Raw genomic sequence first — 24975 nt, forward strand, 5'->3', positions numbered from 1 at the left:
TTACAGAAATGAGGTCTATCTATGAAATTAGGTTCACATGTTGGAATGAGCGGCAAGGAAATGCTGCTTGGCTCCGCAAAAGAAGCGGTTTCCTACGGTGCAGATACATTTATGTTCTATACCGGGGCACCCCAAAATACAAGAAGAAAGTCTATCAGCGAATTAAATATTGATGCCGCATGGGACTATCTGTCCCAACATCAGATTGAAGAAATCATCGTCCACGCTCCCTACATCATCAATCTCGGAAACTCTGTAAAGCCTGAGACTTTCGAGCTTGCAGTACAATTTCTTCAGCTCGAGATTGAACGGACTGCCGCCTGCAAAAGTCAAACATTGATTCTGCATCCAGGCGCCCATGTCGGAGCAGGAACCGAAGCTGGAATTGCACAGATTATCAAAGGACTCAACGAGGTACTCACAGCTGATACCCCTTGTAACATTGCACTGGAGACCATGGCGGGAAAGGGATCTGAGATCGGACGCAGCTTCGAAGAACTCGCACAGATCTATGACGGTGTCATTCACAGCGACAAACTGCGCGTCTGCTTCGACACCTGTCACACAAGCGACAGCGGTTACGATATCATCCATGACTTTGACGGTGTCATCGAAAAGTTTGACCGTTTGATCGGAAAGGATCAGATTGCAGTCTTCCATGTCAACGACAGTAAGAATCCTTCTGGAGCCGCCAAAGACCGGCACGCCAATATCGGATTTGGAGAAATTGGATTTGATGCACTCTCCTATATCGTACATCACCCGGATTTTACAGATGTCCCGAAAATCCTTGAGACCCCTTATATTCCTTCTCCGACAAAAGAGAAGAAATCCTACGCACCATATAAATACGAGATGGAGATGCTTCGCCGCCAGACCTTTTATCCAGACCTTGCGGACCAGATTATCTCTGCAAATGAATAATCCTTTTCTCCATTCTCTTGACTTTTCTTCCATTTCTCTTTAAAATAATTGTATTATATCAATAATACAAACGAGGTGATAAAATTATGTCATGGACACTGGACAATGACCGCCCAATTTACCTTCAGCTCATGGAGCGTATTCAAAGGGATATTATCGCGGGAGTCTATCAGCCTGGAGATAAATTGCCCTCTGTCCGGGATCTTGCACTGGAAGCTGCTGTCAACCCGAACACAATGCAGAAAGCATTGTCAGAGCTCGAACGCAGCGGTCTTGTGTACTCACAGCGGACAAGCGGGAGATTTATCACAGAAGATACAGAGATGTTGACACAAATGAAAAAGGAACTTGCAACAGAACATATTCAAGAATTTTTTCAGAAGATGGAGCAGCTCGGCTTTTCACGTGCAGAGTTGCTTACTTTAGTAACAAAAGCAGCAGAGGGGGAGAACTAGATGGATCCAATATTACAATGTCAGTCTTTAACAAAAGAATACAATCATTTTCCTGCACTTTCTGATTTTTCACTTACACTGGAGCGCGGACAGATTGTAGGGCTTCTCGGTCCAAGTGGAAGTGGAAAATCTACACTGATCAAACTGATCAACGGACTTCTCACTCCTACTTCCGGAAAAGTCCTGATCGATGGAATGGCGCCTTGCACACGGACAAAGGAGATTGTTTCTTATCTCCCTGAGCGCACCTATCTGAATGACTGGATGAAAGTGCGTGAAATCATCACTTATTTTGATGATTTCTATGCGAACTTTGTCAAAGAACGTGCACTGGAAATGTTGGAGCGCCTCGGGATCAGTCCGGACGCCAGACTCCGCACATTGTCAAAGGGTTCCCGGGAAAAAGTACAGCTCATCCTTGTCATGAGCCGGGATGCCGATCTCTATATTTTGGATGAGCCGATCGGCGGTGTCGATCCTGCTGCCCGACAGTATATTCTGAGTACCATTCTCTCTAATTACAACGAAAATGCGACGATTCTGCTCTCTACGCACTTGATCGCAGAGATTGAGAATATACTCGATCGCGTTCTCTTTCTTCAGAATGGGCAACTGATTTTAAACCATTCGGTAGATGAGATTCGCTTTCAGCAGAAGAAATCCATCGATACATTATTCCGGGAGGTGTTCCAATGTTAAGTCGATTAATGAAATATGAAATGCGCTCGCAGTCACGGCTGTTGCTTCCACTTCATGCTCTGCTTCTGCTTGCAAGTATTCTCGGACGCTTTTTTATTACAGGAAAAGTTTACGAACGGGTTCCAACTGTTGTCTTTATCATATTAATCACGCTCTACTTGTTTTCGCTTGTGGGTATCAGTACCGGTACACAACTGTTTATCTCTGTCCGGTTCTATCAGAGTTTGTTTAGTGATGAAGGATACCTGGCTTTTACCTTGCCGGTGACGCCTGGACAGCATCTGCTTGCCCGTACACTGGTTGGCGGTCTTTGGGCGCTGATCGATACTGTCATTATCTTTGCTTCTTTTATCATTCTTGTCATGGTTCCAGAAGTTTCCGCCCACTGGCCGGAACTATCTGAATCTCTGACAAAAGAACTGGGAATGGACTCCAACGCCTTTTTTATCCTGATGTTCTTATTAAACTGCATCTCTGCATTCACAGGGATTATTTTAATCTACTTCTGCATTGCAGTCGGACAGCTGTTCTCCAAACATCGGATTTTAATGGCACTGCTGACTTATTTAGGTCTTACCGCCCTTGTTTCAGTGATTGTTTTACTGACAAGTGTTCTCTCAGGGACACTTCCAAATACTATCGGGTTCGGTTCGGAGACAACCCGATTCTTCACGGAATCTTATTCTCAGACAGAATATTTTCTTTCTATTACGAAGAACTCTCTCATACTCGCCATTGTGCAGGCAGTGATTGCCTATGTGATCACGCACTATATTTTGTCGAAGAAGATCAATTTAAATTAGATTTTGAAAAAATTTTTGAGCAGCAAAAAGATGCCCATCGGTACAAATTGAGTGGTTACCTCAGTTCGTTTCCCTGCGGGCATCTTTTTCTATACCTATTTCTGTGTTCTCTCTACTCATCACTGCCTTGCTGCCATGCCAAAGCGCTCTGCAATGCTTCTTTGTCTCTGCTCGCATATGCATACTGATTTTCCACCTGGCAGAGAAGTTCTCTGACTGCTCTTTCTTTGGCTAGTGCTCTAATTTCCTGCTCAACTTCCGGCTCATAAGGTTTGTCCACAAGATGAAAAGCTCCATCTTTCTCTTCTCTGACATACATCGTCTCAAGCCCAGGCAAAAGTAGGTCTGCACCGCGAAGTTTCATATGATAGCTGACAAAGGCAACATAGGCATGTGGCTCTTTCGCCTTCTTTGTGTAAATATCAATTCCCTGATACCATTCAGCCAGATTCTGTCCGGTCTTTATCTTTTCGAAAGATTCTTCACTAAATGACTCATATAGTTTGCAAATTCCATCCAAATCTCCTGAAGATAGTTTTGTAAAATAATCCACGACAAGGTAATTCAATGGCTGATATTTATTTTTTTCTAATGGATTGTTCTCTAATAGATAATGCTCAGATGTCTGAACTGACTTTGATTTCTCTGATGTGATCTTCTGTGATTTTTCATTGGTAAAAAGAATACTGGCGATAATCAGGATAAAACTCATGCGAAACAGCACTTGTGCTCTTTGACACCTCACACTTCGATGCTTCTTCTGATTTCTTCTCTTTCTACACATTGCTTTTAAGTAACGCCTGATATACCTCCTGAAAGAATTCGCCGTCCGCTTCGACCGCTTCATAATTACCTCCTATTGGTATACACACCTAGGCGGATTCGAACCGCCGCACCCGCCTCCGGAGGGCGGTGCTCTATCCCCTGAGCTATAGGTGTATATGGCGCATTTACTTCGTAAACCGCTTTCTTATAATAACATACTTTTTTTCAAAAGTAAAGCCCAACTATAAAAACAATCGATTTTCCTTTCGACTGAAATAATATACTCTGTCTGAAAGCACTTCCTCCTCTTCCACCTGCGTTTCATTGATCTCTCTGACCATTTCTTCCAGGTCCTGCTTCACCGGACTTTTGCTCTCCGGGACAACAATCACCTCATGGATGCTGCTCGGAAGAATATAATAATTCTCTCCCAGCTTCTGCCCCACCTTCTCAAGGATCCCCTCATAGAGCATACTTGCTGCTCCAAAACTTCTCAGCTTGTTGGAAAGTACATATAGACTTTCTTCTTCCTCTTCTCCCTCATCCACTGCATATGGGCAGATTTCCCGAAGCAGCTTCCGCATCGGGCAAAACTGGTACGGAAGCAGAATCGGCGTATTTTTTTTCGCCTCATCGAAAAGTTGTGCTTCTGTCAGTCCCCATATTTCCAAGTGTTCCTTCCTGACAAGAACTGTCGCCGTTCCATATGGACTGACTTCCAAAAGGACAAACACTACTATTGCCAGATCCATCCACGGAACATAAGGGATGTCATTCAGTAGCTTTTCATTTTTTCCCCGATGAATCAATTTGCATGCAAATTTCCCCTTCAGCTCTTCATAATTCTGCAAAAGACTCTCCTCGCATGGATGACTGCACTTAACTTCCTCATAAAGTTGAAGAATCTTCTCCACAATTTTCTCAATCGGCTTCCCTTCCTGAAACTGCTGAAAATATTCTTCTAAATAAATGGTAGGCGAAATATGGATTCCTTTCTCTGACACAGTAATCCCTTTTCGTTCTTTTCCATTATTCTTAACTGCTGTGTGGATATAGACGGTAATCGTCTCATTTCCCTTGATTTTTTCTTTTACTCGTCTTTCTACTTCTTCAATAAATTGTTGATAATTCATACTCTTTCCTTTCTTTTATAATCAGAAAGTCCATGAAATAACATCCTGTCGGATATTGGTACGACCCGTACCTGCGAAAATTGATTTGATTGAAATGAATTTGAAATGATGTAAACACATTATACCTTTCGATTCCCTCTGATGCAAGCTATTTTTTCTTATATTTTTGTTACTAATTTCTACATTTTTTCTAAAAAATGTTCTTCCCCTTCTTCTTACTTTTCTTTGTCTTCTCTCACTTCTCCCTCTTTGCCTCCTTGAATCAGACACATCACCAATACTCCAATCGTACTTCCGGCCCACATCCCACATAAAAAATTTAACATACTGATTACCCCCACTTTTTCGCTTGCTACTCTGTTCTATCTGTCAGTATGCCCGCATTTCTCTTCCTTATACATTTCAGTTCTGTTTTTAATACCTCTCTTTATGTACATTTTACGAAAAAATAAGACTGTCACATATCTGCAACAGTCTTATCTGGTCTTCTGTGGCCGTTAAGCCACTGTCAATCTTATTTAAATTAAACTCTTGATAAATACTCTCCTGTACGAGTATCAATCTTTAATACATCTCCCTGCTCTACGAACAATGGAACGTATACTGTAGCACCTGTCTCAACAACAGCTGGCTTTGTAGCTCCCTGTGCTGTATCTCCTTTGAATCCAGGCTCTGTATCTGTGATCTGAAGCTCTACAAATAACGGCGGCTCTACTGCAAATACATTTCCTTTGTGAGAACAGATTTTTACCATTTCATTTTCTTTTACGAATTTCAGAGAATCTCCAATCGCATCCTCATTTAACGCGATCTGCTCGTAATTCTCGACATCCATGAAGTGATATAATTCACCATCTGTATATAAGTACTGCATGTCTTTTCTCTCGATGTGAGCTTTTGGGAATTTCTCAGTAGGTCTGAATGTCTTCTCTACCACACCCCCACTGATAATATTTTTTAATTTTGTTCTAACAAACGCCGCACCTTTACCTGGTTTTACATGCTGAAACTCCATAATCTGGAAAATATTTCCTTCAATTTCAACTGTTACACCGTTTTTAAAATCTCCTGCTGAAATCATCTGTAATCCTCCTTAAATTATGCCCATGAAAGCAATTCTCATTCATTTGACTGTTTACCATTTTATAATACTTCGCGAGTATTTTCAACCTTTTTTTACTTAAGAGTTGGCTTATTCTGCTTTTTCTTGTAAAAATGAAGCACAATCCGCTCCAGATACCGTTTCAAAACAATCTGAATCTCTTCTTTCGGATGCATCGGCTTCACTAAAATGTTGTGCATTCCTGCACGCTTTGCACCAAGAACATCGGTAAATAACTGATCCCCCACAAACAAAGAATTCTTTTCATCTGTCCCCATCAGTTCCATTGCTTTTCGATAATTCTTTGTAGACGGCTTGTGGGCATTGTAAATATAAGGCACCTGGATTTCCTCATTAAACATCTTCACCCTTGGTTCCTGATTATTTGAAATCAGACAACAAGAAAATCCAATCTCCTTCAGTCTTGCAAACAGCTTTTTGGCCCGCTCATCTGCCGGTGCACCGTGCGGCACTAACGTATTATCGATATCAAACAGTACACCTCTGTACCCTTTTTCATATAATTCTTCAAACGGAATCACATATGTGGATGCCACATATTCATCCGGAAAAAACATATCGAACATCTTTTTCCTCCCCGTACCCTGTCTTTTTTCTATTTTATCGCATTGCTTTTTTTACATCCTTTTTAAATTCTTCCCATTTTTTCTCATGTTCAACATAGTAAAGCGGACATGCTTTTCCTGTCACATCATAATGACGGATCACATCCTCTTCCGTCAGTCCAAACTTCTGGCAAAGCCATGCAGTCAGTTCTACAACGGAACGATATGTCTTCCTGTTAAATTTACCAGTTTCATCGGGATGACAGCATTCAATGGAAACTGTATCGACATTTCTTGAATTAGACGCATATGCCATCTCCCACGTCGGAACACACTGGATAATCTCTCCTTCCAATCCGACAACAAAATGGCTGCTTACACTCGTTTCATGGCTATCTTTCAGTCCCTCAAAATAATCTCGGTTATTCTGTGCTGTAGAACCCGGATTTGCCGTATAATGGATCACAATCCCTCTGATTTTTTCCACTTCCGTCCCTGGTCTGGAATATTCATTGACTGCGAGCAGCTGAACATCAATATCTGGTTTCCGCTCTTCAATTTCCTCTTGGCTAAGCTGTTCTGCCCTTCCGAAAAACCCGATTCCGCACGCTTTCATCAAACCTAACACTATACTCAAAGCAAAAACAATAATAATTCCTGCTGCAACTACTATGTGCTTTCTTTTTCTTCCTCTTCCATAATAATCTCTTTTTCTGTATCTCATGCTCTTTTATCCTTTTGATTCTCTTATCTCTATCTATTCTAGCACAAGATTTCCCTAAAAGAATGAAGTTTTTCTTAAAATGTCGCAAAAGGACCGCCGTCTGGCAGTCCTCTCTTTATTTTCTATTCGTCCACACTGTAGTTTGGTGCTTCTTTTGTAATATGAATATCATGCGGATGACTTTCCTTTAAGGAAGCAGCAGAAATCTTCACAAATCTTCCACTTTCTTTCAGTTCTTCGATTGTCTTTGCCCCGCAATATCCCATTCCGGCACGAAGACCACCCATGAGCTGGAATACGGTATCTTCTACAGTTCCTTTATACGCCACACGTCCTTCTACACCTTCTGGAACAAGTTTCTTCGCATCTGCCTGGAAGTAACGGTCTTTGCTTCCATTTTCCATTGCTGCGATTGATCCCATTCCACGGTATACTTTGTATTTTCTTCCCTGGAATAATTCAAATGTTCCTGGGCTCTCATCACATCCTGCGAAGATACTTCCCATCATACATACATTTGCTCCTGCCGCAACTGCTTTTGTCATATCTCCTGAATATTTGATACCTCCATCAGCAATGACCGGAATGCCATATTCTTTTGCAACTTCATAGCAATCCATCACTGCTGTAATCTGCGGAACACCAATTCCTGCAACAATACGTGTTGTACAGATAGATCCAGGTCCGATACCAACCTTCACTGCGTCAACGCCTGCCTCAATCAATGCTCTTGTAGCCTCTCCTGTTGCAACATTTCCTGCGATTACCTGTAAATCCGGATATTTTTCTTTGACCATACGAACTGTTCTGATTACATTTGCAGAATGTCCATGTGCAGAATCCATAACAACAACGTCTACCTTCGCTTTCACGAGTGCATCTACTCGTTCCAGACAGTTTGCTGTAATTCCAACTGCAGCTCCACAGAGAAGACGTCCCTGCTCGTCCTTCGCTGAAAGCGGGTATTTGATCTGTTTCTCGATATCTTTGATTGTGATAAGCCCTTTCAGATTGAAATCTTTATCCACGATCGGAAGCTTTTCTTTTCTCGCCTTTGCAAGGATCTTTTTTGCCTCTTCCAAAGTGATGCCTTCCGGAGCTGTAATCAGACCTTCGGATGTCATAGATTCTTTGATCTTCTTTGTAAAATCCTCTTCGAATTTTAAATCACGGTTTGTAATAATTCCTACTAATTTCTTTCCTTCTGTAATTGGAACTCCGGAAATACGGAATTTCGCCATCAGATCATTTGCATCTGCAAGTGTATGTTCCGGTGACAAATAAAATGGATCTGTGATAACTCCATTTTCAGAACGCTTTACTTTGTCGACTTCTTCTGCCTGTTCTTCAATTGACATGTTCTTGTGAATAATTCCGATTCCACCCTGACGAGCCATTGCAATCGCCATACGATGTTCTGTAACCGTATCCATTCCGGCACTCATCATCGGTATGTTTAATTTAATTTTCTTCGTCAGATTTGTAGACAGATCAACCTGATTCGGGATTACTTCTGAATAAGCCGGCACTAACAGCACGTCATCAAATGTAATACCTTCTCCAATAATTTTTCCCATGATTTTGCTTCCTCTCTTTCTTTTGTTTATCCCATTTTCTTAGTAACATTTCATCTTTACAGCACTTATAAGCATAACTTATTAATACTATAAATAACTTTTGTCGTTTTATAAGGTATTGTTATATTACAAAAAACCTGGCACAATGTCAAGCTATAAATTGTTTTTTATTTAGAGAATTACCTTTCTTGGCGCCAGCATTCGCATTCCTTCCAGAATTGTCTGATTTGGTTCAAAAATAATCTTCTCCTTCTGTCCGTTCTTTACTACCACCATTGTGTATGTCTTATGATCCGGATTCATCGTGCTGAAATTATGTGCCTTGATATTCTGAAATGCATTCAGTTCTGCTGACCCTGTAGGCGCGATCACTTCCAGTTCGCTGACATTTGTCTGAAACACTCTCTTTCTCTTCTGCTTCGCCATGATCTTATCGATATCAAGATCCCCGTTGACATATAAATATTCAAATTCCAGGTCTAACTGCCGGAGCAAAAAAATATCTGCCACTATCATAATTCCAAAGAAAAGAATCCCCAGCGGAAACAGAAAAAACGATAAAAGCGATACCACTGTAAGCGCGATCAATGCAGCTTTTGCCACCATTGTACCCATTGATGCCTTTCTCTTGACAAGTTGTTCTGTGTAAAAATCACTCATCTTTGCTGTACCTCCATTTTTTACATATATTTTTATTATATCACATTCTAAAAAACAGTAAAGAAAAAAGATGAGTACCGGCCTATTCTCCGGTACTCATCTGTCCTTTCAAAATTTACATCATACCCATTCCTGGTCCGCCCGCCGGCATAGGAGGAACATCTTCTTTTATATTTGCCACAACAGACTCTGTTGTAAGAAGTGTAGATGCAACACTTGTCGCATTCTGTAATGCACTTCTTGTCACTTTTGCCGGATCCAAAATTCCTGCTTTTACCATATCAACATATTCTTCGTTATAAGCATCAAATCCGATTCCCGGCTGTTGTTCTCTTACTTTATTGATGATGACAGAACCTTCCAAACCTGCATTTGCCGCAATGTGGAATAACGGAGCTTCCAGTGCTTTTAAGATAATATTTGCACCTGTCTTCTCGTCTCCTTCTAATGTTTCTGCAAGCTTAGTAACTTCTTTGGATGCATGGATATATGCAGATCCACCACCTGCTACAATTCCTTCTTCCACTGCTGCTCTTGCTGCTGAAAGCGCATCTTCCATACGAAGTTTTGCTTCTTTCATCTCAGTTTCTGTCGCTGCACCTACACGGATTACTGCAACACCACCAGCAAGTTTTGCGAGTCTTTCCTGAAGTTTTTCTTTATCGAATTCAGATGTTGTCTCTTCAATCTGTGCCTTAATCTGTGCAACACGTGCGTTGATTGCTTCCTTCTCTCCAAGTCCATCTACGATCACTGTATTTTCTTTCTGAACTTTTACAGATTTTGCACGTCCCAGCATATCCAGTGTAGTCTCTTTTAAATCTAATCCCAATTCTTCTGAGATCACCTGTCCGCCTGTCAGAATCGCAATATCTTCTAACATAGCTTTTCTTCTGTCTCCATAACCCGGTGCCTTTACTCCAACTACCTGGAATGTACCACGCAATTTATTGACGATCAATGTTGTCAGCGCTTCTCCTTCGATATCCTCTGCAACGATCAGAAGTTTTGCTCCTGCCTGCACAACCTGCTCTAACAATGGAAGTAATTCCTGAATGTTCGCAATCTTTTTATCTGTGATCAGAATATATGGATCTTCCAGATTTGCTTCCATCTTATCCATATCTGTCGCCATATATGCAGAAATATATCCACGATCAAACTGCATACCTTCTACAAGGTCCAACTCTGTTTTCATTGTCTTAGACTCTTCAATCGTAATGACACCATCATTGGATACTTTCTCCATTGCATCTGCAACCATCTCTCCAACTTCTATATCTCCTGCGGAGATTGCAGCTACATTTGCGATTCTTTCTTTGCTTTCTACTTTACTGCTCATGCCTGCAACTGCTTCCACTGCAACATCTGTTGCTTTCTTCATACCCTTGCGAAGTACGATTGGATTTGCACCTGCTGCCAGGTTCTTCATTCCTTCATTGACCATGGCCTGTGCCAATACAGTCGCTGTCGTTGTTCCGTCTCCGGCAACATCGTTTGTCTTTGCTGCCACTTCACGGATCAGCTGTGCTCCCATATTCTCAAAAGCATCTTCCAGTTCAATCTCTTTTGCGATCGTCACACCATCATTTGTGATCAGCGGAGCACCGAATGATTTATCCAGAACTACATTTCTTCCCTTCGGTCCTAATGTCACACGTACTGTATTTGCTAATTGATTTACACCTGATTCCAAAGCACTTCTGGCCTCTGCGCCATATTTAATTTCTTTTGCCATGACTGATGTCCTCCTTAAATTCTGTCTCTCTATCTTCTTCGATGACCTGATGTCACCTTTCTATTCTCTTTCTGTTGTTTTATTCCTATTCGATGATTGCAAGAATATCACTCTGTTTTACAATAATGTATTCCTCATCTTCTAAGGAAACTTCTGTACCGGCGTATTTTGAATAAATCACCTGATTTCCGACAGCCACGTTCATCGTAACTTCTTTCCCATCAACTGTTCCGCCAGGTCCTACCGCTACAACTTCCGCCTGCTGTGGTTTCTCCTTTGACTGTCCCGGTAATACGATTCCGGATTTTGTTGTTTCTTCTGCGACTAATTGTTTCAATACGACTCTGTCACCTAATGGTACTAATTTCATGTAAATTCCTCCTTATACTACCGCAATTTCAAGGTCTGTGCGAAAGCCTCAAAAGCTTTCCGCCCCACACAGTCTATCTGCACGGGGTGTCTGCGCCGCCTTTATTAGCACTCATTTTATTCGAGTGCTAATTTGCTTTACTAATAAAATAGCACTATGTTTTTCATTTGTCAACTCAGTTTATATTTATTTTATAAAATCCATTTTCAATTTGAAGAATCAGAATATTTCCGCTTTTTCCAAGGAATCTCTCTCTCACTCTTCCAACGCATTCTTCTGCCTCTTCTCCCAAAAAAACCGTGCAGCGATACGATACATCCAGCGAAATTTTTGAAAGATCTGTCTCCTCCAGATTCAAATATATGCACTCTGTCTTCGGATCATACATCAAAATGATTCCTTCATAGCTGTTCTCACTTTTTTCTTCCTTTGTTCCGATCAGTTCTTCCATCGATATTTTCGCTCTGCAATTTTCAAACATTATCTTTGCCCCTTTCCTGTCACAATCAGCGAAAGGGTATCAGTTCTGCCTCTGATACCCTTTTTTCTTATTCTCTATGCTTTGTATCTTTTTTCAAATTTTCCAGTTCTTTGAAAACAAAATCGTTGATGACACGAATATAAGTTCCTTTCATACCGGAAGAACGAGATTCGATCACTCCTGCGCTCTCAAACTTACGAAGTGCATTTACGATCACAGAACGGGTAATTCCTACACGGTCCGCAATTTTACTTGCCACAAGAATTCCTTCTGTTCCCTCCAGTTCATCAAAGATATGGATGATCGCCTCCATCTCCGAGAAGGAAAGAGTGCTGATCGCCGACTTGACAATCTGCTCTTTTCTGACCTCTTCTGCACTTTCTTCATTGACCGCGCGAAGCATCTCTAATCCTACAACAGTTGTTCCATACTCACTCAGAATAATATCATCGATCTCGTATAAAGAATCTCTCTTATAGATGAACAACGTTCCCAGTCTTTCATCTGCAATATTGATCGGCGTGATGATCGCCTGATAATTTCTTACATGTTCTGGTGAAAATCCAAGTGTCTGAAGATTCACATTTTCCTTTGTAGAAAGAATGCTTAACAATCTCTCATTTAACATCTCATCAATGTGTCCTCCGACCTCATTTGTAATCAGCTCCTGTATTTCATCGACTCCTTCGCATTTACTGATTCCAAGCACTTTTCCTTTTTTACTCACAACAAATACGTTAGAATTAAGAATCTCTGTCAACACTTCACAAATGTCATTGAATACAACTTTGCTTGAATTGTTATTGTGCAGAAGTTTATTAATTTTTCTTGTCTTGTCTAATAACTGTACGCTCATTTATTCGCCTCCGTTCACGACGTCCATCGTCTGTCTATTTTACTGCTTTTGTTTATTGTAGCAAATATATCCACAAAACGTCAAAACTCTTTTCACACGTCTATATTATCACGCATTTTCAAAAAATTCAACGGATTTTTTCTAATTCTTTTTGTTATTTCTGACATATCCACATTTTTCATCTGCACAGACAAGCTTATTTCCTTTTTCGATCATATATCCGCCACATTCCGGACATTTTTCCTTAGATGGCTTCTGCCATGACATAAATTCGCATTCCGGATTGTCCTCACATCCATAATACTTCCGACCTTTTTTTGTTTTGCGCAGTACAACTTCTTTTCCACAGAGCGGACATGGGACACCGATTTTTTCCAAATAAGGCTTTGTATTTCTGCATTCCGGGAATCCCGGGCATGCAAGGAATCTTCCATGTGGACCATACTTGATCACCATATTTCTTCCGCATTCCTCACAGATAACGTCAGTCACCTCATCCTCGATCTTAACACTCTCCAATTCTTTCTCTGCTACTTTTACAGCCTCATCAAGATCCGGATAGAAGTTGCGGATCACAGACTTCCATTCCACTTTTCCTTCCTCAACCATATCAAGCAGCCCTTCCATATTGGCAGTAAAGTTCACATCAACAATACTTGGGAATGATTGTTTCATCATGTTATTTACAACTTCTCCAAGTTCGGTCAGATAGAGGTTCTTATTTTCTTTCGAAACATATCGTCTTGCGATGATTGTAGAGATTGTCGGTGCATACGTACTCGGCCGTCCAATCCCCAGTTCTTCCAGTGTCTTTACCAGTGCTGCTTCTGTATAGTGTGCCGGCGGCTGTGTAAAATGCTGTTTTTCTTCCAACGCTTCTTTTGTCAGAACAGAATCTTGATCCAATCCTTTCACAAGCAGATTGCTCGCCATCTTTTCTTCGTCTGACTCCACATAAGCGATGCGGAATCCTTCAAACACAACTTTTGAAGTTGATACTGAAAATTGATATGCTCCCGCGCCAATTTTTACAGAAGTAGATTCAAATTTCGCCGGCTGCATCCTGCTTGCTGCAAACCGCTTCCAGATCAACTGATACAAACGAAACTGATCTCTTGTCAGAGATTCTTTCACAGAAGCCGGTGTCCTGCTAAGATCTGTCGGTCGAATCGCCTCGTGGGCATCCTGAATCTTTTTCTCAGAAGCTTTCTTCTTTTCTCCCTCTGCCACAAAATTTTCTCCATAAACTTCTCGGATATATTCTCTTGCCGCTGCATCTGCCTCATCCGAAATTCTTGTGGAATCCGTACGGAGGTATGTGATAATACCAATCGTACCACTGCCTTTGATGTCAACTCCCTCGTACAATTGCTGCGCAATCCGCATCGTCTTCTGCGTAGCAAAGTTCAGTACCTTTGACGCTTCCTGCTGCAGTGTACTTGTCGTAAACGGAAGTGGCGCTTTCTTCAGACGCTCACTTACTTTCACTTCATCTACAAAGAATTTTTCGTGCTCAATTTCACGGACAATCTGATCCATCTCTTCTTTCGAATGAATGGTCATTTTTTTCTTATCTTTCCCGTAGAAACTTGCCACAAGCGGCTTTTTCTCACCTTCAACATGGATCGTTGCATCAAGTGTCCAGTATTCTTCCGGAATAAATGCATCAATTTCTTCTTCACGATCAGCAATAATGCGAAGCGCCACAGACTGTACTCTCCCTGCACTTAATCCCCTCTTTACTTTCGCCCAAAGCAGCGGACTGATCTTGTACCCTACCATCCGGTCTAACGCACGCCTTGCCTGCTGTGCATCAACCAGGTTCATATTGATTTCCCGCGCATCTTTGATAGACGCCTTCACCGCATTCTTCGTGATCTCATTGAAGCTGATACGGTACACTTTCTTTCCTTCCAGCTTCAGTGCTACATACAAATGCCACGAAATTGCCTCTCCCTCACGGTCAGGGTCAGTTGCGAGATAAATTTTATCTGCCTTCTTCACTTCTTTTCTAAGATTCGCAAGAATATCTCCTTTCCCGCGGATTGTAATGTATTTAGGCTCAAAATCATTTTCTACATCAATTCCAAGCTGGCTCTTTGGCAGATCTCTCACATGTCCCTGGGATGCTGTCACAACATAATTACTTCCCAGAAATTTTTTAATTGTCTTAACTTTTGCAGGCGATTCTACAATCACAAGATAACGTGCCATAAACTACTCCTTTATTTCTGTCCCTTTATTTCGATTTCTTTTCTTTCTACCAATTTCCTCTCACATAGTATCCTTTGGAAATTTCTTTGATCTTTCCATTCATTTCCAAAGAAACAAGCTGCCTCATCAGCTCTGGAATCGACAGCTTTGTTTCCGCCAGTATCTGGCCGATACTCTTCGGGTTCAAATCGAGACAACTATACACTATATTCTGTTCAGTTTCAAGTATTATTTTTGTTTCTGTCAAATTCTTCACAAAATTTCCACAAATATTCAGTTCCTCTAAAAGCTCTTCCGGTGATAAAATAATCCCTGCTCCCTGCTTGATCAGACGGTTGCAGCCTCTGCTCAATTGGCTGTCCACACTGCCCGGAAGTGCATATACATCTTTCCCCTGCTCCAGCGCCATATCAGCTGTAATCAGCGACCCGCTCCGTTCTCTCGCCTCAATGATGATCACCACATCTGCCAACCCACTGATCAACCGGTTTCTCGCTGGAAAATACTGTGCAAGCGGCGGGCTCCCCGGTTGTTGTTCTGACAAAATTCCTCCATATTTTTTTAAATCTTCATAGAGCCCTCGATTCTCTTTTGGATAGCAAATATCCACACCGCTTCCAAGAATACCAAATGTTCCTCCGCTCCCGTGGATTGCCCCTCTTTGACCTGCTGCATCGATTCCTCTTGCCATCCCACTGATTACAGAAATCCCCGCTTCACTCAATATTTTTCCAATCTTTCTTGCATAAGTTTCCCCATAATACGTACAGTTTCTGGCGCCGACAATTGCCGCAGTCCTTCTTCCCTTTTCCGGAAGTTTTCCCATCACATAGAGCGCATAAGGCGGTGAAGAAATGTTCCTTAATCTGTCCGGGTATTTTTCCTGTTCATATGTGACAAGCGCAATCCCTTTTTTTTGCCATTCTGCAACAATTTCTTTGCTCCATCGCCGTTTTCCTTCTTGTATGATCTGCGTGATCGTCTCCGCCTTTTCCTCTGTCCACTTCTCTTTTAACCTCTTCTTCAGTGCTGTTTCTTCTATATAATATAGCGTGTTTTTTTGAGGAAATTCCTTTGTCAGCTGTATTTTTTCCCTGTTTCCGATTCCCTTTAATCCCGCAAACCAAAAACGAAATAGTTCATCTTGTTCTATCTGATTCTCTCTTTGTTTTTCCACATTATTCCTCCACCATTATCTCCAATATTTCTGATCCATCGTACGGTAAATCAACGCTTCATCCAAATGGGTCGATTCAATCTTTTCACTGCCTTCCAGATCTGCGATCGTCCTTGCTACCCGAAGTACTTTATAGTAGGAGCGGGCAGTCAACTGAAGCGTCTCAAAACTTCTTTTCATCTTTTCTTTTCCCTCCGGATCCAATTCACAATGCTCCATCAGTGTTTTGACGGATACTCTTCCATTTGTCTGCTTCTTCTGCCCCTCATATCGTTTCTTTTGAATCTCTCGCGCTGCACATACTCGCGCACGGATAATATCGGATGTCTCCTCCTCATCGGTTTGGATCAGGCTTTCATACCTCACCTTCGGTACATCTACGCAAAGATCGATCCGATCAAGCAGTGGTCCGCTGATTCTGCCTAAATAATTGCGGATTTCCTGTTCACTGCACCGACATCGATTGTAATCCGGAAACTGTCCGCATGGACACGGATTCATTGCCGCCACTACAATCGTATCTGCTGGAAATAAATAGCTTCCTCCATTTCTGACAATATGAATCTTCTGTTCTTCCAACGGTTCTCTTAACACCTCCAGCACATCTTTTCGAAATTCTGCCGCCTCATCCAAAAACAGACATCCACCATGACTTAAGCTCAATTCTCCCGGAACAGGATGCAAACCTCCTCCTACAAGCGCAGCCTTTGTGACCGTGTGATGTACCGCACGAAATGGACGAGCTAAAATCAGAGGCCGCTTTTCATCCAAAAATCCTGCAACACTATACACTTTCGAAATCTCTATGCATTCCTCCATCGAAAGCGGAGGAAAGATGGTTGGAATCCGTCTTGCTACCATCGTTTTTCCGGAACCTGGCGGTCCGATCAGCAAAAGATTATGTTCTCCTGCAACTGCGATTTCTGCCGCCCGCTTTACAAATGTCTGCCCTTTGATCTCGCTAAAATCCTCTGAACCCTGACATCTATCCTCAACTTCTATATTCCGCTCTCCCGACACTTTATGATTTTTCCAGACAATTTTCTCACCCTCCTGTTCTATTTTTTTTGCAACTTCAATCAGTTCTGTCAATTTTGACACACCGATCACTTCCATCCCTGTGATACTTCTCCCTTCCTGTTCATTCTCCTTTGGAATCATGCAGCGGACGCATCCATGTTCTTTTGCTTCCAGAAGAATTGGGAGAATCCCGGGAACTTTTTTCACACCACCATCGAGACTTAACTCTCCGATTATAAGTACATTTACAAGCGTTTCCTGACTGATCACCCCATTGGCTGCAAGCACTGCTGCCGCGATTGGGAGGTCAAATGCTGCTCCTCTTTTTCTTACATTTGCCGGAGAAAGATTGATCACTACCTTTCTTGGCGGAATCTGTATGCCGCTGTTTTTTACTGCCGTGCGAACACGCTCTGCCGACTCTTTTACTTCCGATGCAAGATGACCTACCATATGAAAAAATGGAAGTCCATTTCCCACATCTGCCTCCACATGGATAAACTCTGCCTGCATTCCCTGCAGAGATGCTGATAAAACTGTGCTAAACAAAGCCGATACCACTCCTTCCCAAATCGCACTGCGTATCTTCTCTTAGCCTCTTTTATTTCTGTACAAAAATAAGAACCGCACATGCGATTTTCTTTCTTTTTTCTTGTGTTTCCATACTATTTTTGATCGTTGATTTTCTGGCAGAAACGCCGGAATAATTCTGAAAGAGATGTTTTCAGAATGATTTTCTTTACTATAACATATCTTTTTTGTTTATGCTACATAAGGGTTATAATATTTTTATGAATAATTACAGTTTTCCATACAATCGCTTGCATTTTCTCTCTAACGCAAATACGTCCCGTGCAGAAACACTTTCTGCCGGAACGTATCATTTTCTTATCTTCTTTTCTCTGCTTTTTACAAATATTCGTAAAATTTGTTATGCTTCTTCTGTCTCTGCTTCGGGTTCTTCCACACGCTCATATTTCGAAAAGATCTTCCGGTAAATATACGATGTGACAAATGCCAGAAACGAAAATCCAGTCATGAACCAGAATGCAAGTGCTGTGATCATTGCCCGTGCACTGAAAAACGTCACAAACAGTACTAAAATATTGACTCCAAAAAGAAGTAATGTGAACGGAAAACTGCCGATACCGATAAACAGAGCATTTTTGAAAATCTGCTTCATTGTCGCGTGAAATCGTGCAATATAAGGGAAAATATACATTGCAATCATCAGATAAACAAAAGACATTGCATAAATGGTCACCCCAAATGCTTTTCCAAATCCGCCTTCCAGTCCCATCGCAAACCTGATGTCTACAAAAAGCACTGTTCCAACTAAAAGTATCACTAACCATGCGATCGTACTCTGTTTGAAATTCTCTTTAAATCCTTTTAGAAATCCTTTGGCAATATAACTTTCTTCGTTCTTTACCGCCTTCAATGTTACAGAATACAGCGCCGTCCACGAAGCACCGATCGTTACGATCGGAATGCTGCATAAAAGGAATAAAAAATTGAGGATGACCAAATCGGCTACCCTTCCCAAAAATCTCCAGACAATATTGTCTGTGTCAAATAATCTGCCCATACAATCCCGCCATTCATATAATTTTTGCGGCAGCTGCCGCCCTTCACTTTGTCAGACATAATTATATGATAGCACGTTCTCCTTTGATAGTAAACAGACATTTTGATGCTTTTTTCTCTGTTTTCATGTGGAAAAGCACAAATCTTCTCTCCAGCACATAAGCTATATTAAATATGCTTAGAGGTGCTTATCTTGAAATCATTTCCAACTCCCCTCACTTCTGCTGAGGAACAATATTACATGCAAAAATACACAGAGGGCGACCTTGAAGCAAAACACATCCTGATCGAACACAATCTCCGGCTTGTAGCACATATTGTCAAAAAATATCAACGTCCGGAGGAAGACAATGAAGATCTGATCTCCATCGGAACCGTAGGACTGATCAAAGCAGTCATCACCTTTAATCCCGAAAAAGGAAATCGACTTTCCACTTATGCAGCCCGCTGTATTGAAAATGAAATTCTGATGATGCTTCGCTCTAGAAAAAAATCCTCCCGGGAAATCTCTCTCTACGAACCGATCGGTACTGACCGGGAAGGCAATGAGATTCAGCTGTTTGATGTCATGGAGACAACAGATGAAGATATCCACGAGAAAATCAATCTCAAAGACGATGTACGCACTTTATACGAAAAAGTAGAATCCGAATTATCTGACCGGGAACGGCTCGTTCTGAAAATGCGCTACGGACTTTACAATGAGGAAGAATACACGCAGCGTGAAATCGCAAAAAGGCTTGGAATTTCCCGCTCTTACGTATCACGCATTGAAAAAAGCGCCGTGGAAAAATTGCGCAGCTTCTTTCCGGAATCTTGACAGAATACTAAGAAACCGAAAGCAAAGGCTCATTTTCACTGAAAATGCTTGCCGCTTTCGGTTTCCTCATCACATTATACTTCTTTCGCTTCCTGTCTTCTTAAAATATCATACTGCTCTAACGGCATTCCCAGATCTACATACAATACTTGTTTTGGATGCGGAGCACTCTCCTGCTCATTTCCATCCTCATCTAAGATCCTCTTCACTTCCACACTAATATTTTCGCCATTCGGTTTCATCACTTCGATCGTCTCTCCGACAGAAAACTTATTTCTCTGTTCGATACGGTAAGTGCCATCACGCTCTTCCCCTACGATTCCAAGATAGGTATACTCTTTCACATAAGTATTGCTGTCATAGATCTGTGTTGTCTCATCCGGCTTTCCAAAGAAAAATCCTGTCGTAAACTGCCGATAAGTACAATTAGAGATCTGTTCCAGATACCATGGCATATTTTTCTCATAGAGTGCCGGATCCTTCTGATAGTCGTCAATCGCCTTGCGGTATGTTCTTGCAACCGTTGCTACATAGAGTGCGGTCTTCATACGTCCCTCGATCTTCAGACTGTCAATGCCCGACTCTAAAATTTCCGGGATATGCTGGATCATACAGAGGTCCTTGGAGTTAAAAATATAAGTTCCTCTCTCATTTTCATATACCGGCATATATTCTCCTGGTCTGGTCTCCTCAACCACAGAATATTTCCATCTGCATGGATGGGTACATGCTCCCCGGTTTGCATCTCTTCCGGTGAAATAGTTGCTGAGCAGGCATCTTCCGGAATAAGAAATGCACATCGCCCCATGGACAAATGTCTCAATTTCCAGCTCATCCGGAATATTTGCCCGAATCTCTCTAATTTCCTCCAGAGACAATTCCCTTGCTGATACGACACGAGATGCCCCCAGCTTATGCCAGAAATTATAAGTCGCATAGTTTGTATTATTTGCCTGCGTACTGATGTGACGCTCAATCTCCGGACAGATTTCCTTTGCAATCTCAAATACACCAGGATCGGCAATGATCAATGCGTCTGGTTTAATCTCTTTTAACTCTTTAAAATATTCTCGTACCCCTGAAAGATCCTCATTATGTGCGAGAATATTGGCAGTTACATATACTTTTACATCGTGTTCATGTGCAAATGCGATTCCCTCCTTCATTTCCTCCATGGAAAAGTTTTTCGCTTTCGCTCGAAGTCCGAATGCCTCTCCTCCAATGTAAACCGCATCAGCTCCAAACATAACGGCTGTCTTTAATACTTCCAGGCTGCTCGCCGGAATCAATAATTCTGGATGTCTTGCCATATATTTTTCCTTTCTATACAACTTGTTTCTTTTCTATTTTTCTCCAATCTTTACACTGACTGTTGCTCCGTCCCCGATCGGAACTATAGACGTCAGCAGTCTGTCATCATGCTTTAATGCATACAGATATTCCCTCATTCGGCTGTGGATCGTCCGATTCCTGCGCTCCACTGCGAAGCGAGATTCAATGATATCTCCTTCCTGAAGCACATTATCCGATACGAGGACACCTCCCGGATTCAAAAGACGCATCACTTCTGGCAGATAATAAATATACTGTCCTTTTGCCGCATCCATAAAAATAAAATCATACGGCTCTTTTAAGGACTGCATCACTTCCATCGCATCTCCTTCCAGAAGTGTGATCTGTTTTTCTTTTCCTGCCCGCCTAAAATTTTCACGGGCAATCGGAATCCGTTTCTCATATTTTTCAATTGTTGTGATCTCACATTCCTCTGTCACATATTCACTCATCAGAATTGCAGAAAATCCGACAGCTGTTCCAACTTCTAAAATCCGCTTCGGTTTCTGCATCGCAAGCAGTACTTTCAGAAAGCTCTGCATCTCCTTCCGGATGATCGGTACATAAGTATCCAGCGCCTCCTGCTCGATCTGCTCCAAAATCGCTGTGTTTTCTGTGTCAAGAGAATTAATGAACGTCACCATTCTTTCATCTACAATCATATGCCTTCTCCTCTGTTTCTGAATTGCAAAACCTCAGAAAATAAGGCGGAGAACCAAAATCCTCCGCCCTTCTTTCCTTCTATACATCCATAATGATCGGAAGGATCATCGGACGTCTCTTAGTCCGCTTCCAGATAAAATCATTCATCGTATCGCGGATCACTAATTTAATTCTGCTCCAGTCTGCATTGCGATTGTTTCTCAAACAGTTCTCAAGCGCATCGGAAAGTACCTGTCTTGCCTCTTCCATCAGCCCTTCGGACTCCCTTACATAGACAAACCCTCTCGAAACAATGTCTGGTCCTGCAAGGAGCTGATTGGTTCCCTTCTCCAGTGTCAGGACTACGATCAGTATACCATCTTCTGCCAAATGCTGACGATCACGTAATACAATATTTCCAACATCGCCAACACCGAGTCCGTCTACAAGGATTGCTCCCGTCTGTACTTTGTCTACAACCTTTGCACTTTGATTATCCAGCGCCAGTACCTCTCCGGATTTGAGGATGAATACATTTTCCTTCGGAATGCCAAGCGCTGTCGCAATTCCTGCATTTGCCTTCAAATGACGATATTCTCCATGAACCGGGATCGCATATTTTGGTTTCACAAGAGAATAGATCAATTTCAACTCTTCCTGACAGGCATGCCCGGATACGTGTGCATCCTGGAAAATAACATCTGCACCTTTCTGGGAAAGTTCATTGATCACCCTTGACACTGCCTTTTCATTTCCCGGGATTGGGTTTGAACTGAAAATAACTGTATCTCCCGGCTTGATGCTGACCTTCTTATGAATATCTGCTGCCATACGGGATAATGCCGCCATAGACTCTCCCTGGCTTCCTGTTGTGATCAGAACCGTCTTCTCATCCGGATAATTCTTCAGCTGATCGATCTCGATCAATGTCTTATCCGGCACATTCAGATACCCAAGCTCTGATGCTGTGGAAATAATGTTGACCATGCTCCGTCCTTCCACGACAACTTTTCTGTCATACTTATAGGCAGAGTTAATTATCTGCTGTACACGGTCTACATTCGATGCGAAAGTAGCAATAATAATCCTTGTATTTCTATGTTCTGCAAAAATCTGGTCAAAGGTCTTTCCAACTGTCCGCTCTGACATCGTAAATCCCGGGCGCTCTGCATTTGTACTGTCTGACATCAGCGCAAGCACACCTTTCTTTCCGATCTCAGCAAATCTCTGAAGATCGATCGCATCTCCAAATACCGGAGTGTAATCGACTTTAAAGTCACCTGTATGCACAACGATTCCTGCCGGCGAATAAATTGCAAGCGCAGAAGCATCTGCGATACTGTGATTTGTCTTAATGAATTCAATCCGGAACTGCCCCAGATTGATCGACTGTCCGTGACGTACAACCTTTCTTCTTGTACAGCGGAGCAGGTTGTGCTCCTTTAATTTATTTTCAATGATTCCCATCGTAAGCTTTGTCGCATAGATTGGAAGATTCATCTCTTTTAATACATAAGATAATGCTCCGATGTGATCCTCATGTCCGTGGGTAATGACAAATCCTTTCACCTTTTGGATATTATCCTTCAAATAAGTGATATCCGGAATCACAAGGTCGATTCCTAGCATATCATCCTCCGGGAATGCCAGTCCACAGTCTACTACAATAATACTGTCCTCATATTCAAAGGCAGTAATGTTCATTCCGATCTGCTCAAGTCCTCCGAGCGGAATGATCTTTAATTTTGAATTGCTCTCTCTTTTCAAAAGCTACACCTCCATGTTTCATTCTACTTTCTTTTCTCTGCACTTTCTCTTTCTGCACATTCTTTACATTGTCCGTAGAATTTCAACTCGTGGTCCAGAACATGGAAATCCGTTTTCCTCTCAATATAACTTTCCAGCTCCTCTAAGAGATCATCTTCAAAAGACCATACTTTTCCACAACTTTTACATATCAAATGATGATGATGATGCTTTCCTTCCCCGCCTTCGATCAGGGTTCCGATTTCATATCTGACACATCCATCATCCAGATTAATCCGATCCACCAATTGCAATTCCAGTAACAACTGTACCGTCCGGTATACGGTCGCCAATCCAATTTCAGGATAGTCGACTTTCACCAGTTCATAAATGTCCTCCGCTGTCATATGCTCACCACGATGTTTTTCAAGCACCTCAAGTACAAGCAGTCTCTGGTTTGTCACTTTCAGTCCCTGCTCTTTTAATATTTTCTTAAACGCTTCCTGGTTTAATGTCATATGCCACCTCATCTGCAAAGTTCTATACTCAAATGTATCTAACTACATTTCAATATCAACGTCTTCTAATAATTCTTCAAATACTTTTGAAACTGCAAGAAGTTCTGTATCATCTTCCACAACTTCATATACACTTTCATCCTCTTCTACTTTACTTAAATCCTTCAAGATCAGACATTCTGCATCATCTTCTTCAGAATCTGTAACAAGAATATATGTCACACCGCCTAATTTTGTCTGTTCTAACACAAAAAATTCTACTGCCTGATCTTCTCCTTCAAATGTAAATGTAATCTTTTCCATAAAAACTCCTACACTTCTTCCATATCCTCGTCTGACTTCTGTCTGAAATAAACAGAATCCAGATATCCCTGCAAGATAAAAACTGCCGCGATCTTATCTACATATTTCTTGCGGTCTTCTCTTCGTACGTTATTTTCGATCAATGTCCGTTCTGCCTCGACGGTTGTCAGGCGCTCATCCCACATCGTAACCGGAAGTGCTGTTCTCCGCTCAAGCATCTCCTTGAATTCCAGCGACTTCTCTGCCCGGTCACCGACAGTGTTGTTCATATTCTTTGGGAAGCCAAGAACAATCTCCTCGACCTGGTATTCCTGCGCAAGTGCCTCAATACGAGCCAGTGTCTTTCTTAGCTTGTTCTCTTCCTTCCTGCAGATTGTTTCAATTCCCTGGGCAGTAAGACCTAAAGGGTCACTGATTGCGACCCCCACCGTCTTAGACCCATAATCCAGTCCCATAATCCTCATACGATATTATTCCCATCCGTGATGCTCGATATACGCTTTCAGCATCTCCTCTACAAGCTCGTCCCGCTCCATCTTCATGATCAGACTTCTCGCGCCATTGTGACTTGTGATGTAAGTCGGATCTCCTGACATAATATACCCTACGATCTGATTTACCGGGTTGTATCCTTTTTCTTTCAGTGCCCCATACACGATCTCAAGAATGTCTTTCGCCTTGATCTGTGGTCCGGTCTCCACGTGAAAGAACTGTGTATTGCTCAAATCTTTCATCTTTTCTTCCTCCGTTTCATACATTTCTA

At 41.9% G+C, this 24975-nt stretch carries 28 protein-coding genes and 1 tRNA gene; 5 read left to right on the forward strand and 24 right to left on the reverse strand.

The genetic code is table 11. The features are described from left to right. Window positions 1-21 precede the first annotated feature (21 nt). The 4 genes from ACESPO_RS03990 to ACESPO_RS04005 all read left to right on the forward strand — a co-directional run bounded on the left by ACESPO_RS03990 (window position 22) and on the right by ACESPO_RS04005 (window position 2881). Window positions 22-924, forward strand: a complete 903-nt coding sequence (locus ACESPO_RS03990) for a deoxyribonuclease IV (protein ID WP_008976251.1) — start codon at window positions 22-24, stop codon at window positions 922-924. 86 nt (window positions 925-1010) lie between these two features. Beyond that, entirely contained in the window at window positions 1011-1379 is a 369-nt protein-coding gene (locus ACESPO_RS03995) for a GntR family transcriptional regulator (protein WP_016439251.1), read from the forward strand. Beyond that, window positions 1380-2078 (forward strand): ABC transporter ATP-binding protein, encoded by a 699-nt coding sequence (locus tag ACESPO_RS04000; RefSeq protein ID WP_499788500.1) that lies wholly within the window; start codon window positions 1380-1382, stop codon window positions 2076-2078. Next, window positions 2072-2881 (forward strand): hypothetical protein, encoded by an 810-nt coding sequence (locus ACESPO_RS04005; protein WP_009262771.1) that lies wholly within the window; start codon window positions 2072-2074, stop codon window positions 2879-2881. Before ACESPO_RS04000 ends, ACESPO_RS04005 begins: the two co-directional genes overlap by 7 nt. Before the next feature lie 112 nt (window positions 2882-2993). Here the strand turns inward: ACESPO_RS04005 and ACESPO_RS04010 are convergent, their stop codons facing one another. From ACESPO_RS04010 to ACESPO_RS04090, 17 genes are all read right to left on the reverse strand, one after another. After that, entirely contained in the window at window positions 2994-3728 is a 735-nt protein-coding gene (locus ACESPO_RS04010; protein WP_499788501.1) for a hypothetical protein, read from the reverse strand. A 20-nt stretch (window positions 3729-3748) separates the two neighbouring features. Further along, a tRNA-Arg gene (locus tag ACESPO_RS04015) sits at window positions 3749-3820 on the reverse strand. Between the two features lie 68 nt (window positions 3821-3888). After that, window positions 3889-4779, reverse strand: a complete 891-nt coding sequence (locus tag ACESPO_RS04020; RefSeq protein ID WP_009262773.1) for a DUF5688 family protein — start codon at window positions 4777-4779, stop codon at window positions 3889-3891. Between the two features lie 215 nt (window positions 4780-4994). After that, window positions 4995-5105: a DUF3789 domain-containing protein gene (locus ACESPO_RS04025; RefSeq protein WP_009262774.1), complete on the reverse strand. Its 111-nt coding sequence runs from the start codon at window positions 5103-5105 to the stop codon at window positions 4995-4997. A 197-nt stretch (window positions 5106-5302) separates the two neighbouring features. Next, the gene (gene efp, locus ACESPO_RS04030) at window positions 5303-5860 is read right to left on the reverse strand and encodes an elongation factor P (RefSeq protein ID WP_008976257.1); all 558 of its coding nucleotides are present in this window, start codon (window positions 5858-5860) and stop codon (window positions 5303-5305) included. 95 nt (window positions 5861-5955) lie between these two features. Next, window positions 5956-6468 carry a YqeG family HAD IIIA-type phosphatase gene (locus tag ACESPO_RS04035; protein WP_016439255.1) on the reverse strand — a complete coding sequence of 171 codons (513 nt, stop codon included), beginning with the start codon at window positions 6466-6468 and terminating at the stop codon, window positions 5956-5958. 34 nt (window positions 6469-6502) lie between these two features. Further along, complete coding sequence (locus ACESPO_RS04040; protein WP_116441834.1) at window positions 6503-7171, reverse strand: peptidoglycan recognition protein family protein; 669 nt, start codon at window positions 7169-7171, stop codon at window positions 6503-6505. A gap of 122 nt (window positions 7172-7293) precedes the next feature. Beyond that, window positions 7294-8748 carry an IMP dehydrogenase gene (guaB, locus tag ACESPO_RS04045; RefSeq protein ID WP_008976260.1) on the reverse strand — a complete coding sequence of 485 codons (1455 nt, stop codon included), beginning with the start codon at window positions 8746-8748 and terminating at the stop codon, window positions 7294-7296. A gap of 171 nt (window positions 8749-8919) precedes the next feature. Continuing rightward, window positions 8920-9408 (reverse strand): DUF6106 family protein, encoded by a 489-nt coding sequence (locus tag ACESPO_RS04050; RefSeq protein WP_009262776.1) that lies wholly within the window; start codon window positions 9406-9408, stop codon window positions 8920-8922. 115 nt (window positions 9409-9523) lie between these two features. Continuing rightward, complete coding sequence (gene groL / locus ACESPO_RS04055; protein WP_008976262.1) at window positions 9524-11146, reverse strand: chaperonin GroEL; 1623 nt, start codon at window positions 11144-11146, stop codon at window positions 9524-9526. Window positions 11147-11231: 85 nt separating this feature from the next. After that, window positions 11232-11516, reverse strand: a complete 285-nt coding sequence (locus tag ACESPO_RS04060; protein WP_008976263.1) for a co-chaperone GroES — start codon at window positions 11514-11516, stop codon at window positions 11232-11234. Between the two features lie 175 nt (window positions 11517-11691). Continuing rightward, window positions 11692-11997 carry a hypothetical protein gene (locus ACESPO_RS04065; RefSeq protein ID WP_242990140.1) on the reverse strand — a complete coding sequence of 102 codons (306 nt, stop codon included), beginning with the start codon at window positions 11995-11997 and terminating at the stop codon, window positions 11692-11694. A gap of 67 nt (window positions 11998-12064) precedes the next feature. Continuing rightward, complete coding sequence (codY, locus tag ACESPO_RS04070) at window positions 12065-12853, reverse strand: GTP-sensing pleiotropic transcriptional regulator CodY (protein WP_008976265.1); 789 nt, start codon at window positions 12851-12853, stop codon at window positions 12065-12067. Between the two features lie 141 nt (window positions 12854-12994). Further along, window positions 12995-15067, reverse strand: a complete 2073-nt coding sequence (topA, locus tag ACESPO_RS04075) for a type I DNA topoisomerase (RefSeq protein WP_008976266.1) — start codon at window positions 15065-15067, stop codon at window positions 12995-12997. 46 nt (window positions 15068-15113) lie between these two features. Beyond that, a complete protein-coding gene (gene dprA / locus ACESPO_RS04080) occupies window positions 15114-16244 on the reverse strand; it encodes a DNA-processing protein DprA (protein WP_016440170.1) in 1131 nt (376 codons plus the stop codon). A gap of 15 nt (window positions 16245-16259) precedes the next feature. Next, window positions 16260-17813, reverse strand: a complete 1554-nt coding sequence (locus ACESPO_RS04085; RefSeq protein WP_016439258.1) for a YifB family Mg chelatase-like AAA ATPase — start codon at window positions 17811-17813, stop codon at window positions 16260-16262. 382 nt (window positions 17814-18195) lie between these two features. After that, a complete protein-coding gene (locus tag ACESPO_RS04090) occupies window positions 18196-18852 on the reverse strand; it encodes a YesL family protein (protein ID WP_499788503.1) in 657 nt (218 codons plus the stop codon). Window positions 18853-19044: 192 nt separating this feature from the next. Between ACESPO_RS04090 and sigK the strand changes: the two genes are divergently transcribed. Further along, window positions 19045-19671, forward strand: a complete 627-nt coding sequence (sigK, locus tag ACESPO_RS04095) for an RNA polymerase sporulation sigma factor SigK (protein WP_081636845.1) — start codon at window positions 19045-19047, stop codon at window positions 19669-19671. Window positions 19672-19745: 74 nt separating this feature from the next. Here sigK and ACESPO_RS04100 read toward each other — a convergent pair whose 3' ends face one another. The 7 genes from ACESPO_RS04100 to ACESPO_RS04130 all read right to left on the reverse strand — a co-directional run bounded on the left by ACESPO_RS04100 (window position 19746) and on the right by ACESPO_RS04130 (window position 24946). Further along, on the reverse strand, window positions 19746-20981 hold the full coding sequence (locus ACESPO_RS04100; protein ID WP_008976272.1) for a peptidase U32 family protein: 1236 nt from the start codon (window positions 20979-20981) through the stop codon (window positions 19746-19748). Window positions 20982-21014: 33 nt separating this feature from the next. Continuing rightward, window positions 21015-21665 (reverse strand): O-methyltransferase, encoded by a 651-nt coding sequence (locus ACESPO_RS04105; protein ID WP_009262783.1) that lies wholly within the window; start codon window positions 21663-21665, stop codon window positions 21015-21017. 79 nt (window positions 21666-21744) lie between these two features. Next, entirely contained in the window at window positions 21745-23412 is a 1668-nt protein-coding gene (locus ACESPO_RS04110) for a ribonuclease J (protein ID WP_008976274.1), read from the reverse strand. Between the two features lie 23 nt (window positions 23413-23435). Next, window positions 23436-23909, reverse strand: coding sequence for a Fur family transcriptional regulator (locus tag ACESPO_RS04115; protein WP_008976275.1), 474 nt, complete (start codon window positions 23907-23909; stop codon window positions 23436-23438). Window positions 23910-23951: 42 nt separating this feature from the next. Continuing rightward, window positions 23952-24212: a DUF1292 domain-containing protein gene (locus ACESPO_RS04120; protein WP_008976276.1), complete on the reverse strand. Its 261-nt coding sequence runs from the start codon at window positions 24210-24212 to the stop codon at window positions 23952-23954. A gap of 8 nt (window positions 24213-24220) precedes the next feature. Further along, on the reverse strand, window positions 24221-24676 hold the full coding sequence (ruvX, locus tag ACESPO_RS04125; protein WP_117576332.1) for a Holliday junction resolvase RuvX: 456 nt from the start codon (window positions 24674-24676) through the stop codon (window positions 24221-24223). A 6-nt stretch (window positions 24677-24682) separates the two neighbouring features. Next, on the reverse strand, window positions 24683-24946 hold the full coding sequence (locus tag ACESPO_RS04130) for an IreB family regulatory phosphoprotein (protein ID WP_009262785.1): 264 nt from the start codon (window positions 24944-24946) through the stop codon (window positions 24683-24685). Window positions 24947-24975 lie beyond the last annotated feature (29 nt).

This window comes from Coprococcus sp. HPP0074, from assembly GCF_964238105.1.
Lineage (GTDB): Bacteria > Bacillota > Clostridia > Lachnospirales > Lachnospiraceae > Faecalimonas > Faecalimonas umbilicata.